The organism is Pseudomonas sp. NPDC088429, from assembly GCF_044753305.1.
In the GTDB taxonomy this organism is placed as follows: Bacteria; Pseudomonadota; Gammaproteobacteria; order Pseudomonadales; family Pseudomonadaceae; genus Aquipseudomonas; species Aquipseudomonas rustica.
Map to the genome: position 1 here is coordinate 1 of NZ_JBIVMX010000004.1, position 13,911 is coordinate 13,911.

Consider the following 13,911-nt stretch of genomic DNA (forward strand, 5'->3'; position numbering starts at 1 on the left):
TGGAAGGAAACCTATGAGCATCATCGAAACAAGGGCAAAGCCACCACTGAAGCGCTGGTGATTTTGTCACGTAAACTCGCGCGTATTGCATACGCGCTGCTGAAGAGCGAGAAAGCATACGTCAGCAAAACTGCCTAAAAAACGTTGTTCGCAACCATAGAATCTCCCACAATTGATTTGGGGTGTGACCGGGGATTTGTGTGCGCCCGCGAACCCTGTGGGAGCGAGCCTGCTCGCGAAGGCGTCGGCAAAGTCACCATCAGTGTCGGAGCCGGTTCGGTTTTACATGGATCACCCTTGATTGGGTATATTCCTTGTCGTGCATTCATCGATGACGAGGTCTGTTTCATGAGCAAGTCGCCCTACGTTCCGCCCAAAGTCTGGAAACACGAAGCACCGTCCGGCGGCCAGTTCGCCAGTATCAATCGACCAACCGCCGGGCCGACTCACGACAAAACCCTGCCGGTCGGCAAGCATCCTTTGCAGTTGTATTCCCTGGCCACGCCCAACGGCGTCAAGGTCACTATCCTGCTCGAAGAGCTGCTGGCATTGGGGCACACCGCTGCCGAATACGACGCCTGGCTAATCCGCATCAACGAGGGCGACCAGTTCTCCAGCGGTTTCGTCGAGATCAACCCCAACTCGAAAATCCCCGCCCTGCTCGATCACAGCACCGAGCCGCCGACTCGCGTGTTCGAATCCGGTTCAATCCTGCTCTACCTCGCGGAGAAATTCGGCGCCTTCCTGCCCAAAGACCCGGCTGGGCGCACCGAAACCCTCAACTGGCTGTTCTGGCAAATGGGCGCAGCGCCCTATCTCGGCGGCGGCTTCGGCCATTTCTACGCCTATGCGCCGGAGAAGCTCGAATACCCGATCAACCGCTTCACCATGGAAGCCAAGCGTCAGCTCGACGTGCTCGATCGGCGTCTGGCGGAAAGTCCGTATCTGGCCGGCGACAGTTACACCATCGCCGACATCGCAGTGTGGCCGTGGTACGGCCAACTGGTGCGCAACAACGTCTATTCGGCGGCGGAGTTTCTCGCGGCGCAGGAATACACCCACGTGCAGCGCTGGGCCGAAGAGATCGCCAATCGTCCTGCGGTGATTCGTGGCCTGCGGGTCAATCGCACATGGGGCGATGAGGCAACTCAGGTGCCTGAGCGCCATCAAGCCGAAGATTTAAGCTGACCCCCTCTCCCCCTCGCTGCCGATCACAATGTTCGTTGATTGGCAGCGACTCCCCGCTTAGCCCCCCGTGTTCTCAAACGCGCCAAATGTGAAAATTTCATTAACTAACTGACTCGTACGGGTTTCTTCGAGCGATTCGATCTGCCAGACTAATGCGAATAATTCTTACACGCAGTAGCAACAGATTCGTTTTTGTATTACTTGGGGAAGCAGATTGATGTCGTTTCACACCAAAAGCCGTCGTGCAAACCGTTCACCTAACCTGTTGGCACTCGCCATCTGCATGGCCAGCATCACCAGCGTTTCAGCGGATGAAACGCCTGAAACCAAGCCGAAAGATGACGCCCCAGCCACCGTTCTGGAGCTCGGCGCCACCGAAATCGGCGCCACGCAAATGAGCAGCACCACCGAAGGTTCGGGCTCCTACACCACCGGCCCGATGCAGACCGCGACCAAATTGCCACTGACAATGCGCGAAACACCGCAAGCGGTAACCGTCATCACCCGCCAGCGCATGGACGATCAGGCCATGACCAGCGTCAACGACGTGGTCAAAGCGACGCCGGGGTTGTTCCTCAGTCAATCCAGCGGCCCGCGCCGGCAGACTTACAGCTCGCGCGGTTTTGACATCGACAACATCATGTACGACGGCCTGCCGAGTTCGTACCAGCCGTTCTCGATGGCCGTGCAACCGAATCTGGCGATGTTCGACCGCGTGGAAATCATTCGCGGCGCCACCGGTCTCGTTACCGGCGCCGGCAACCCTTCGGCCGCGATCAACATGGTGCGCAAACGCCCGACGGCCGAGCAGCAAGTCACCCTCACCGGCGCCGCTGGCAGTTGGGATGATTATCGCGGCGAGATCGACGCCTCCAGCCCGTTGAACGAGAGCGGCACATTGCGCGGCCGCGTGGTGGGTTCCTATCAGGGCGCCGACAGTTTCCGCGACAAAGAACAAAACGATCACGGCTTGTTCTACGCCATCGGTGAAGCCGACCTGAGCGACAGCACCACAGCATCCCTGGGCTTCTCGCGTCAGAACGAGCAGACCAACTACTTCTGGGGCGGCTTGCCGCTGGGCACCGACGGACACCACCTCGACCTGCCCCGCTCGACCTATCCCGGCACCGACTGGGAAAACAAGAAGCTGCAGATCGACACCGTTTTCGGCGATATCGAGCACCGCTTCAACAACGATTGGCGCCTGCACGTGGCGGGTTCGGCCTCGACACTCAACGGCGAATTCTCCGGCACCTATCTGTCGCGCTACAGCGGCCCGCTGGAAACCACCGCCTACCAGTCGCACAACACCGACAAACAAAGATCGATCGATGCGTTTGCCAGCGGCCCGTTTGAAGCCTTTGGCCGCACCCACGAACTGGTCGTCGGTGCGAGCAATCGCGTCTACGATGCGACCTCCAAAGAATACGCCCCATACACCACGGCCTGGCCGATCGGCGCGCCGAAACCTGATTTCGTGCGCGACAGCAAAACCCGCACCGTCACCACGCAGGACGCGGTTTACCTGACCACGCGCCTGAGCCTCGCCGACCCGCTGACACTGATCCTCGGCAGTCGCCTCGACTGGTATGACTATGACGACCGCAGCGGCGACGGCGACTTTAAAGTCACCCGCAACCTGACGCGCTACGCCGGCCTGATCTACAAACTCGACGATCATCACTCGCTGTACGCCAGCTACACCGACATCTTCAGCCCGCAATCGTCGAAAGACTTGTCCGGCAAAGTGCTCGATCCAATTGTTGGCGAAAACTACGAAGTCGGCGTCAAGGGTGAATACTTCAACGGTGCGCTCAACGCCAGCCTGGCGGTGTTCCAGATCGACCAGACCAACCGCGCCACCACCGCCGAAACGCAGTTGGGTTGCCCGGTCATGACCTGTTATCAGGCCTCGGGCAAGGTTCGCAGCCAGGGCGTCGACATGGAACTGCAAGGTGCGCTGACCGAAAACTGGCAAGTGGGCGCCGGCTACACCTACACCCGCGCGCACTACATCAAAGACGAAAACCCGGCCAACGATAATCAGCAGTTCGACACCGACACGCCGGAGCACCTGTTCAAGGTTTCGACGATGTATCGCCTGCAAGGCCCGATGGAAAAACTCCGCGTCGGCGGCAGCGTCTACTGGCAGAGCCGCATGTACAACGACGTGCCAGTCGCCAACGGCACCTATCGCGTCGAACAGGGCAGCTATGCCACCGCCGACCTGATGGCCGGTTACGAAGTCAACCAGCACCTCGACCTGCAAGTTAACGCCAACAACATCTTCGACCGCGTCTACTACTCCGCCATCGGCTCCAACACCACGTGGGGCTCCAACGACAACTACGGCGATCCGCGCAGCTACATGCTGACCGCCAAATACAAGTTCTAAAACGACCAACGGCGCCGGGATTTTCTCGGCGCCGTTGCATTTGTTGCTCTGGAGCAATTAGTCATGTCGGCTAATAAGAGATAGTCTTTGACAGATATCTTTTCGAAGCGCCCGCCATGACCGACCCGCAATTCTCAGCTGACATCGACGCGATCAGCAGCATAGACGCCGTGCCGGTGATTTTGAGCATGGTCAAACACCTCACCGGCATGCGCTTTGCGGCGGTCGCTCGTGTCACTGATCACAACTGGGTGGCCTGCGCTGTCGATGACTCGATCGATTTCGGCCTCAAACCCGGCGGCGAACTGGTGCTGGAATCGACCATCTGTCATGAAATCCGCCAACACCAGCAACCGGTGATCTTCGGCCACGCCAGCACCCACCCGATCTTTTCCACGCACCACACACCGAGAACCTATGGGCTGGAAAGCTACATTTCCATTCCGATCGTCAAAGCCAATGGCGATTTTTTCGGCACGCTGTGCGCCATCGACTCGGTGCCGGCCAATCTCGATGAACCGGCCATCGCGAAAACCCTGACCCTGTTCGCCCAGTTGATCGCCATGAGCCTCGACACGCAAAGCCATCTGGCGGCCACCAAAGTTGAACTGGCTGACGCCAATGAACTTGGCCGATTGCGCGAGCAGTTCATCGCGGTGCTTGGGCATGATTTGCGCACGCCGTTGAGCGCGATTCGCATGAGTGCCGATCTGCTGGAAACCAAGACCGAGGAAAAACGTTCGCTGAATCTGATTTCGGCGATTCGCAACAGCTCGTTGCGCATGGGCGTGCTGATTGAAAACATCCTCGACTTTGCCCGTGGGCGATTGGGTGGCGGGATTCCGATCCAGCGCAAACTGGTTGATGACCTGCAACAGACGCTGCAGTTGACCCTTGAAGAAGTGCAGGCGTCACACCCGCGAGCGACGTTCACGCACACGCTGAACGTGCCGAGCGGCGTGTATTGCGATGCGCTGCGCATCAGCCAGTTACTGTCCAATCTTCTGGGTAATGCGGCCACTCACGGTTCGGTTCACGCGCCGATTGTCTTGAACGCCTACGCGGAAAACGATGAAATCGTGATCTCGCTGACCAACCAGGGCACGCCGATTTCGGCGCAATTGATGCCGCTGCTGTTCGAACCGTTTTCCCGTTCGGAAGCCGGCCATCGCAAAGAAGGTTTGGGGTTGGGGCTGTATATCGCGGCGCAGATTGCCACGGCGCACAACGGCACGTTGAGCGTGACTTCAGACGCCGAGTCGGGAACACGCTTTGTGGCGCGGTTCCCGGCTCAGTTCAAGTGGGTTTGAGGCGATGGCTGCTTAAGACTGGTCGGCTGTCAGGCCGCCATTGCTGGCAAGCCAGCTTCCATAGTGTTTTTGGTGTGACCGGGATTTTGGAAACACCCCAGAAACCTGTGGGAGCGGGCTTGCTCGCGAAGGCGGCGGCAGGTTCAGTATCCTCGTTGCAGGTACACCGCTTTCGCGAGCAAACCCGCTCCCACAGTTGAAACCGGGTACTTCTGCCAGAGATTGGTCGGCTGTCAGGCCGCCATCGCTGGCAAGCCAGCTTCCACAGTGTTTTTTGGTGTGACCGGGATTTTGGAAACACCCCAGAAACCTGTGGGAGCGGGCTTGCTCGCGAAGGCGGCGGCTGATTCAGCTTCTTCGTTGTAGGTACACCGCTTTCGCGAGCAAGCTCGGCTCCTATAAAAGCGAAAGCAACATCAAAAGATCGCAGCCTTCGGCAGCTCCTACACAGGATGAGCGCAAGCTCGGTTTCAGCTTTTGATTTTGCGCTACCCGCCCCGTCGGAAGGCTGAATGGAGGGATTGATCCGGGGATGGGAGCGCAGCGACCGTTTGGCGCAGCCAAACACATCGAGAGGAGGTGCAGCGCAGCAAACCGTAGGCGATGCGCCCGGATCAATTCCGGAGGGAAGGAACCCCGAGCCCCAGCGAGCGGGCCGAACGCTGGGGCAAAGCCTTGGGTTACCTTTTCGACGTCTGGAAAAGGTGACCCGCCGTAAGGGCGGAACCCTAAGCCGCCGTTACCGCAGCAATGGATATGTACCCATCAACAAAAATCCAGCCGCCCAACTGACGCCTTCGCGAGCAAGCCCGCTCCCACAGTTGGAACCCAGCACATCAAAAAAAACCGTCTACCGACGCATCGTCAGAATCGCCGCCCCGAAACCGATGAACGTCGTCCCCACCACCCGGCTAACCCACCGCGACAGCGCGGGCCGGGTCAGTACGCCTTTGGCGCGTGACGCCAACGCCGCGTAAACGCTGAGCGATGACACCGAAAGCGCCATGAAGATCGAGGTCAGGATGAAAAACTGCGGCAGCAGCGCCGCGTCCTGATCGATGAACTGCGGGAACAGTGCGGTGAAAAACATCGTCGCTTTCGGGTTGGTCACTGCGGTGAGGAATGCCGATTTGAACAGCTTGCCGCGACTCGGGCGGTTTTTGCTGGTATCGCTGTCACTGCCAACTGCGAGCATTGGGCCCTTTTTCAGCAGTTGCTTGACCCCGAGGTAGAACAGATAGCCGGCGCCGAGAATCTTCACTGCGTTGAAGAGCATCTCAGAACTGGCGAGCAAGGCGCCGAGGCCCAGCATCGCTGCGGCGGACAGGCAGAACAGGCCGCTGGCATTACCCAACGATGACCAGATGGTGCTGCGCTGTCCGTGGGCCAGGCTGTTGTTGATGGCCATCAACGTCGCCGGGCCGGGGCTGGCGATTGCGATGGCGCCGACCAGGGTGAAGGTCAGAATCGAGTGAGAATCCATTTTCAGTGCTCGTGACAGGTTGGTGTCGGCATGTTACAGCAGCCAATCCGCCACACAACCTCAGGCCAATCATAGAACCTGTGGCGAGGGGATTTATCCCCGCTGGGGCGCGCAGCGGCCCTTCCTTTTCAATCTAAAGAGGGGCTGCTTCGCAGCCCAACGGGGATAAATCCCCTCGCCACAATGAATGCACTCATCCCAATCACAAGGCAAAAAAAAACCCCGCAACCCAATAAAGGCGCGGGGCAAAGAATTGGTTGGTTGCGGCCAACCAAAGGAGCTCTTTCAGATACGTGTTCGCACAGTCTTCAGATGCAATCCTGTGCAGCACGTTCAAAACTGGAGGGCAGCAAGTTCGAGGCGAGCAAGTGTCGTTCATAGATAAACACCTTGCCGCCAGTGCCGGCCTTGTAAGCCTCCAGCACGTTGTCGGCGGAAATCTTGCTCGGCACCACGATCCGGTAGCTGCGCTGGGTTTGCGAAACAGTCGGGCTGAGCGCGTCGCCCTGTAACTTCGGCACCACGCAATCGGCGTATTGCGCCGGGGTCTTACTGGTCTGCAAGGTCAGGCTCGGCGTGTTAGGGGCGGAAGCACAGCCGCCGAGCAACAAGGAAGCAACCGCCAGAACAGGCACAAATAAAGGACGCATCGGGTTCAATCCTGAAAATAAAAGGTTCGGTTCAACCGGCAACGGTTCAGCCTCACGGAGCCGCCGTCGCCATTTTTGTGTTGGGTTCAACTCGCGGCCACCAGGGCCTTGAGCGAAGCGTCGAACTGCTTCAACGCATTCAGTTGCAGGTCACGCTGCTTGTCGATCTGTGCAGCAACAGCAGGCGCTGCCAGGTTATGCACCCAGACCGATGGCAAGTTTTTCTCCACCGCGCCTTCGGCCTTGCCGATGTATTGCAGATTCGCGTCGTAGAACTTCGCGGTGAAACGCGCTTCAACCAGGCTGTTACGCTGGGTCAGCAAGCGATTGAACGTGTCGAGCTTGACCACCACGTCCGGATGCGCCTGAATCAAGGCATCGAGATTGTCGTAAACGGTTACCGACAAAAACTGCTGCTGCAACGAACTGATCAACCAGTCGACCGCCAACTCCGGATCGGAACTGGCGACAAACGCTTCACGAATCCGCGAGTCCAGCGCGTCTTTTGCGCCGTTCGCCGCCATGGCGTGGTAACGCGCCAGGTATTGCAGATTTTCCAAGGTGTTTTCGCTGTACAACACACCGACCGTTTGCGTGTGTTTCAACGCCGCACTGCTGGCCGTAATGGGTTGCAAGTGACACGACCGGGCGTCGTCTGCGTAGGTCGGTGCTGCGGCAACCGCCCCGCCCATCAGCAGGGCGACCATGGCCAGTCGAGTCAATGTGTTCATCGCGCAAATTCCTTGAGCAGCGTGTTCGATGGAGGCAATTTTCCGCCTAACGCCGCTAAAGCAGAACTTCCGTTTCGTGATGATCACTATTACTTCCAGCGATAGTTGCGCGCCGTGTAGATTGATACACACTCAATTCCAACGAAAATAATCACTGAGGATCTTTCCTTGAGAACGTTTGATCTGATCCGCGACGCCGTACTGCCCGACTTCCGTGATCGGGTGGCCGAATACCTTGTCCAGTACGAAAGCGTCCTACTCGACAAAGACATCCACGACCCACAGCTCATTCTCGACACCGCCAATCAACTGCGCGGCTACCTGCGTGGGCTGAACACCACGCGGGTGTTAGGCATGGCCTATTGGGAAGAACTGGATCGACGGGTGGTGGAAACCTGGCTCGCGCCGGCGCAATGACCGGCTAGACTCCTCGGGCTGTCACAGTCCCTGTGAGTCCTATCGGAGGTGCCCCATGAGCAACACCGAAACCACCCCATTCAACGGCTGGGCCGCCACCGCTGCCGGCGCACCGCTGGAGCGCTATAGCTACGACCCCGGCGCGTTGGGCGAAGAAGACGTTGAAGTCGCCGTTGAATATTGTGGCGTCTGCCACTCCGATCAGTCGCTGATCGACAACGACTGGGGCATCAGCCGCTATCCGTTTGTGCCGGGCCATGAAGTGGTCGGCAAAATCGTGCGCATGGGCCCGCAAGTGCGCGGCCTGAAAATGGGTCAACGCGTGGGGATCGGCTGGTACAAGGGCAGTTGCATGCACTGCTCGTCCTGCATCAGCGGCTCGCAACAACTGTGCGGCACCGCGCAACCGACCATCATCGGCAGCAACGGCGGTTTCGCTGATCGCTTGCGCTCGCACTGGGCGTGGGCGATTCCAGTGCCGGAACAGCTTGATCCGGCGCTGGTCGGGCCACTGTTCTGCGCCGGTTCAACGGTATTCAATCCGCTGCTGCAATTCGGCGTCAAACCGACCGACCGCGTCGGCGTGGTCGGCATCGGCGGCCTCGGCCATCTGGCGCTGCGCTTTCTCAATGCGTGGGGCTGCGAAGTCACCGCGTTCACCTCATCGCTGAACAAACAGGACGAAGCCAAGCGTCTGGGCGCGCACAACGTCGTCGCCTCCACCGACAGCAGCGCGTTGAAAGCGATTGCCGGCACCCTCGACTTTCTGCTGATCAGCGCCAACGCCGACCTCGACTGGCCAGCCATGCTCGCGACCCTGCGCGGCAACGGCCGGTTGCACTTCGTTGGCATCGTACCCAGCGCGATTCCGGTGCATGTGTTCGATCTGATTCCTCAACAAAAATCGTTGTCGGCCTCACCGGTTGGCTCGCCGGGCACCATGGCGACCATGCTCGAATTCTGCGCGCGGCATCAGATTCTGCCGCAGGTCGAGATGTTTCCCATGAGCAAGGTCAACGAGGCCGTCGACCATCTGCGCAGCGGCAAGGCGCGCTATCGCGTGGTGCTCGACGCCAGTCAGTAACCGTTCGGCGCGGCGGCGATTGCCGTGCGCGCCGCCCTCCTGCCAAAACACCCGCAAACGCTTACAATCGCCGGTCTTAATACCCAATAGACAGGCTCGCTCAGAAATGCCGCTCGACCCTATTACAATGCTGACCATCTCGATCGCGCTTGCAGCCGCCGCGGCGCTGTACCTGGCGATCGAGTGGCGCAGCATTCGCGAGCCTTCCCTGCTGTTCTGGAGCGCCGGTTTCGCCACGATCACCGTCGGTTCCACCCTCGCCTTGCTACGCAGCAGCGGCTTTTTGCTGATCGGCATCTGGTTCGCCAACGGTCTGCTGGTGACCGCACACTTTCTGTTCCTGCTCGGTGTCGCGCGCTTCACCCAGACGCGTCTTTCGAGTGCCTGGTACCTGATTTTCGTCACCTGGCTGGTGATGCTGCTGCTGCCGGACGGGCCGCTGTGGTCGAAAGTCATGCTCGCAGCCAACTCTTTGCTGGTGGCGCTGGCGACGCTCAAAGGCAGTTTTCTGCTGCGCCCGCACGGTAAATCCCTGAGCGTCGGCGCCGTGCAATTGCGCTACGTTTTACTGGTGCACGGGGCTTTTTATATCGCCAAGGCGCTGACCGTGGTCATCCCCGGCACGTTGATTGATCTGGCGGCATTCCGTGGCGAGATCATCCAGATTTCACTGGTCGAAGGCGCGATGGCGATCATGTTGATTGCGCTGTCGATGACCGGCACCGAGCGCTACCGTCGCGAAAAAGAGATCGCCCGCCTCGCCGAACGCGATCCGCTGACCGCCCTCTACAACCGCCGCGCGCTCGAAAAACGAGCGCCGCGCTTGCTCGCCGATGTCTCGGCTGAACGTCCCGGCGCCCTGCTGCTGATCGATATCGACAACTTCAAACTGGTCAACGATCAGTACGGCCATATCGCTGGCGACCGCTTGCTGATCGCCTTGAGCGAGATGATTCGTTCGCTGCTGCCGCGTAATGCGCTGACAGCTCGATTGGGTGGCGACGAGTTCGTCATCCTGCTCAACGGCGCCACAAGCGAACGTATCGTCGAACTCGGCAACGTGCTGCGCGAGCAGTTTCTCGGCACCACTGCGCAGACATTCCCCACCACCGAACCCGTCACCTTGAGCCTCGGCGCCACTCTGTTCGAGGCGCCGCCGGCCAGTCTGGCGGCGCTGATCGAACAAGGCGACGCCGCGCTCTACGAATCCAAACGCGGTGGCCGCAACCGCATTCGCCTCACCGGGCTCCCACTTTCAGGATGAAATCAACATGACCAGCCTCGACACTGCTTTGCAAGACAGCGCCGCACCAGAAGGCGTTTGCTACGGCTGCGGCGGTAGCAATCCGCACGGTCTGCACATCAAAAGCTACTGGCATGAAGACGGCGTGCACGTCCTCGCCGACCACGTGCCGGACGCCAAATACTGCGGCTGGCCGGATCTGGTCTACGGCGGCTTGATCGCGATGCTGGTCGACTGCCACTCCAACTGGACGGCGATGGCCTACCACTACCGCGCCGAAAATCGCGAGCCGGGCAGCCTGCCGCGTATCGATTGCGTCACGGGCAATCTGGGCATCAAATTCATCAAGCCGACGCCGATGGGTGTGCCGCTGACGTTGAAGGCCAGGGTTGAAGGCGAAGTCGGGCGCAAGTCGCGGGTGATCTGCGAGGTGTTTGCCGGCGATGTGCTGACAGCGGTGGGTGATTCGGTGTTTGTGCGCGTTGATACGGGATCATTGGCGGATGCTGCGCACGGACGTTAAGGTAATTTGAACTCAAAACTTTCATCAAGGATTGTGAATGTCGCTTATCTCGCAACGCGTCGAAATGGCCCGCAATGGCAGCAACGATAAAGTCATCTGCCGCATGGCTTCGGGCTGGGCAGTCATGGGCGATGTGCAGTTTCTGCCGGGTTATTGCCTGCTGCTGCCCGACCCGGTGGTGCCGAGTTTGAATGATCTGGACGCGGAGGCCCGGGCGGTTTACCTGCTCGACATGGCGCGCCTTGGGGATGTGGTTTTGGCGGTGACCGGTGCGCTGCGCATGAATTATGAAATTCTGGGTAATTCAGAGCCAGAGCTGCATTGCCATTTGTTTCCCCGTTACGCCACGGAACCGGACGACAAACGCAAAATGCCTGCGTGGTTTTATGACTGGAAGACGGCGGAGCCTTATGCGGAGGAAGTGCATGGGGAACTGCGGATGAGGATTGCGCAGATGCTGGAGCCCCTCACCCTAGCCCTCTCCCAGAGGTAGAGGGGACTGATTGGGGGATGCTGGTGAGGTACGCCGACCTGAAAGTGCTTTGCCGAATCCAGAATCGACCCGGTCGTTCAGGTCGATGTAACACGCAAGACACCTCGGTCGGCCCCCTCTCCCTCCGGGAGAGGGCTGGGGTGAGGGTAACAATTCAAGCTACTGAAAATCAGCCCGAGCCGAATGCAATTTCTTATAGCTCTCAATCAATCGCAAATGCCGATCCAGGCCTTCCAGCTTCATGCTCGTCGGCGTCAAACCGTAAAACCGCACGCTACCGTTGACCGACCCAATCGCCGCATCCATCCGCTCGTCACCGAACATCCGACGGAAGTTGGCTTCGTAGTCTTCCAGCAGCAGGTCTTCATCCAATTCCATCTCCAACACCACGTTCACCGCTTGATAAAACAAGCCGCGCTCAACCGTGTTGTCGTTGTATTGCAGGAACGCTTCAACCAGATCCTTGGCCTGTTCAAATTTCTGCAACGCCAGATAAATCAGCAAACGCAGTTCCAGAATCGTCAACTTGCCCCACGGCGTGTTGTCGTCGAATTCGATGCCGATCAGCGTGGTGATTTCGGTGTAACCGTCCTGCTCGCTGTTTTCCAGGCCTTGGGCGAGGTTGCGCAGTCCGACTTTGCTCAGGCTGTGCAGGTTAAGTATGTCGGCGCGGAATTGCAGGGCTTTGTTGGTGTTGTCCCAGATCAGGTCTTCGATCGGGTAGATCTCCGAGTAGTCCGGCACGAGGATGCGGCACGCCTTGGCGCCGATGTGCTCGTAGACCGCCATGTAGACTTCTTTGCCCATGTCTTCGAGGATGCCGAACAGCGTCGCGGCCTCTTCGGCGTTGGAATTTTCGCCTTGTCCGGAGAAGTCCCACTCGACGAATTCGAAGTCCGGCTTGGCACTGAAGAAGCGCCACGACACCACACCGCTGGAGTCGATGAAGTGTTCAACGAAGTTGTTCGGCTCGGTCACCGCTTGCCCGGAGAAGGTCGGCTGCGGCAAGTCGTTCAAGCCTTCAAAACTGCGGCCCTGGAGCAATTCAGTCAGGCTGCGTTCCAGCGCCACTTCCAGGCTCGGGTGCGCGCCGAACGAGGCGAACACGCCGCCGGTGCGCGGGTTCATCAGGGTCACGCACATCACCGGGAATTCACCGCCCAGCGACGCGTCCTTGACCAGCACCGGGAAGCCCTGCTCTTCCAGGCCTTTGATGCCGGCGAGGATGCTCGGGTATTTCTCCAGCACTTCCTGTGGCACATCCGGCAAGGCCATTTCGCCTTCGAGGATTTCGCGTTTCACCGCGCGCTCGAAGATTTCCGACAGGCACTGCACCTGCGCTTCGGCCAGCGTGTTGCCAGCGCTCATGCCGTTGCTGAGGTAGAGGTTTTCGATCAGGTTCGACGGGAAGTACACCACTTCGTCATCCGACTGGCGCACAAACGGCAGCGAGCAGATGCCGCGCTGGGTGTTGCCGGAGTTGGTGTCGTACAGGTGCGAACCGCACAGCTCGCCGTCGCGGTTGTAAATGCCGAGGGTGTACTCGTCGAGGATTTCCGGCGGCAGTTCGTCTTTCGCGCCGGGCTTGAACCATTGTTCGTCCGGGAAGTGCACGAACTCAGCGTTGGCGATTTCTTCGCCCCAGAACTGGTCGTTGTAGAAGAAGTTGCAGTTCAGCCGCTCGATGAACTCGCCCAGCGCCGACGCCAGCGCGCCTTCTTTGGTCGCGCCTTTGCCGTTGGTGAAACACATCGGCGAATGCGCGTCGCGGATGTGCAGCGACCAGACGTTCGGAACGATATTGCGCCACGAAGCGATTTCGATCTTCATGCCGAGGTCGGCGAGAATGCCGGACATGTTGGCGATAGTCTGCTCCAGCGGCAGATCCTTGCCAGCGATGTAGGTGCCTGCCTCGGACGTGGAAACCGGCATCAACAAGGCTTGCGCATCGGCGTCGAGGTTATCGACTTCTTCGATGATGAACTCAGGGCCGGTCTGCACGACCTTCTTCACCGTGCAGCGATCGATCGAACGGAGGATGCCCAAGCGATCCTTGTCGGAGATGTCCGCTGGCAGCTCGACCTGAATCTTGAAGATCTGGTTGTAGCGGTTTTCCGGGTCGACGATGTTGTTCTGCGACAGGCGAATATTTTCCGTGGGGATGTTGCGGGTGTCGCAGTACAACTTCACAAAGTAAGCCGCACACAACGCCGACGAAGCCAGAAAGTAGTCGAACGGTCCCGGTGCCGAGCCATCGCCTTTGTAGCGAATCGGCTGATCGGCGATCACCGTGAAGTCGTCGAACTTGGCTTCAAGTCGAAGGTTGTCGAGAAAGTTGACCTTGATTTCCATGCGGGATTACCAGAATACGGCTAAACGAATGGCCGCCATTAT

Annotated in this window: 12 protein-coding genes and 1 pseudogene; 9 read left to right on the forward strand and 4 right to left on the reverse strand. The window is 59.0% G+C overall.

The features are described 5' to 3' along the window. From ACIP66_RS03935 to ACIP66_RS03950, 4 genes and pseudogenes are all read left to right on the forward strand, one after another. Window positions 1-138, forward strand: a pseudogene (locus tag ACIP66_RS03935) (IS110 family transposase); the annotation flags it as partial. Between the two features lie 210 nt (window positions 139-348). Further along, window positions 349-1,188 carry a glutathione-dependent disulfide-bond oxidoreductase gene (gene yghU / locus ACIP66_RS03940; RefSeq protein ID WP_282357533.1) on the forward strand — a complete coding sequence of 280 codons (840 nt, stop codon included), beginning with the start codon at window positions 349-351 and terminating at the stop codon, window positions 1,186-1,188. A gap of 217 nt (window positions 1,189-1,405) precedes the next feature. Then, a complete protein-coding gene (locus tag ACIP66_RS03945) occupies window positions 1,406-3,583 on the forward strand; it encodes a TonB-dependent siderophore receptor (RefSeq protein WP_400645618.1) in 2,178 nt (725 codons plus the stop codon). A 116-nt stretch (window positions 3,584-3,699) separates the two neighbouring features. Then, the gene (locus ACIP66_RS03950) at window positions 3,700-4,893 is read left to right on the forward strand and encodes an ATP-binding protein (RefSeq protein WP_400645620.1); all 1,194 of its coding nucleotides are present in this window, start codon (window positions 3,700-3,702) and stop codon (window positions 4,891-4,893) included. An 850-nt stretch (window positions 4,894-5,743) separates the two neighbouring features. Here ACIP66_RS03950 and ACIP66_RS03955 read toward each other — a convergent pair. The 3 genes from ACIP66_RS03955 to ACIP66_RS03965 form a co-directional block, all read right to left on the reverse strand. Next, on the reverse strand, window positions 5,744-6,376 hold the full coding sequence (locus ACIP66_RS03955; protein ID WP_159812107.1) for a LysE family translocator: 633 nt from the start codon (window positions 6,374-6,376) through the stop codon (window positions 5,744-5,746). Between the two features lie 308 nt (window positions 6,377-6,684). Further along, the gene (locus ACIP66_RS03960; protein ID WP_159812108.1) at window positions 6,685-7,026 is read right to left on the reverse strand and encodes a hypothetical protein; all 342 of its coding nucleotides are present in this window, start codon (window positions 7,024-7,026) and stop codon (window positions 6,685-6,687) included. Between the two features lie 86 nt (window positions 7,027-7,112). Then, complete coding sequence (locus tag ACIP66_RS03965; RefSeq protein WP_212544470.1) at window positions 7,113-7,757, reverse strand: ATPase; 645 nt, start codon at window positions 7,755-7,757, stop codon at window positions 7,113-7,115. Between the two features lie 168 nt (window positions 7,758-7,925). Here ACIP66_RS03965 and ACIP66_RS03970 point away from each other — a divergent pair, with 168 nt between their 5' ends. The 5 genes from ACIP66_RS03970 to ACIP66_RS03990 all read left to right on the forward strand — a co-directional run bounded on the left by ACIP66_RS03970 (window position 7,926) and on the right by ACIP66_RS03990 (window position 11,517). Further along, the gene (locus ACIP66_RS03970) at window positions 7,926-8,174 is read left to right on the forward strand and encodes a hypothetical protein (protein ID WP_212544471.1); all 249 of its coding nucleotides are present in this window, start codon (window positions 7,926-7,928) and stop codon (window positions 8,172-8,174) included. 55 nt (window positions 8,175-8,229) lie between these two features. After that, window positions 8,230-9,258: an NAD(P)-dependent alcohol dehydrogenase gene (locus ACIP66_RS03975; RefSeq protein WP_212544472.1), complete on the forward strand. Its 1,029-nt coding sequence runs from the start codon at window positions 8,230-8,232 to the stop codon at window positions 9,256-9,258. 106 nt (window positions 9,259-9,364) lie between these two features. Further along, the gene (locus ACIP66_RS03980; RefSeq protein WP_400645626.1) at window positions 9,365-10,522 is read left to right on the forward strand and encodes a GGDEF domain-containing protein; all 1,158 of its coding nucleotides are present in this window, start codon (window positions 9,365-9,367) and stop codon (window positions 10,520-10,522) included. A 7-nt stretch (window positions 10,523-10,529) separates the two neighbouring features. After that, window positions 10,530-11,024 (forward strand): PaaI family thioesterase, encoded by a 495-nt coding sequence (locus ACIP66_RS03985; protein ID WP_400645627.1) that lies wholly within the window; start codon window positions 10,530-10,532, stop codon window positions 11,022-11,024. Window positions 11,025-11,061: 37 nt separating this feature from the next. Beyond that, the gene (locus tag ACIP66_RS03990) at window positions 11,062-11,517 is read left to right on the forward strand and encodes an HIT family protein (RefSeq protein ID WP_400645630.1); all 456 of its coding nucleotides are present in this window, start codon (window positions 11,062-11,064) and stop codon (window positions 11,515-11,517) included. A 159-nt stretch (window positions 11,518-11,676) separates the two neighbouring features. Here the strand turns inward: ACIP66_RS03990 and ACIP66_RS03995 are convergent, their stop codons facing one another. Continuing rightward, window positions 11,677-13,869, reverse strand: a complete 2,193-nt coding sequence (locus ACIP66_RS03995; protein WP_400645632.1) for an OsmC domain/YcaO domain-containing protein — start codon at window positions 13,867-13,869, stop codon at window positions 11,677-11,679. Between the last annotated feature and the right edge of the window lie 42 nt (window positions 13,870-13,911).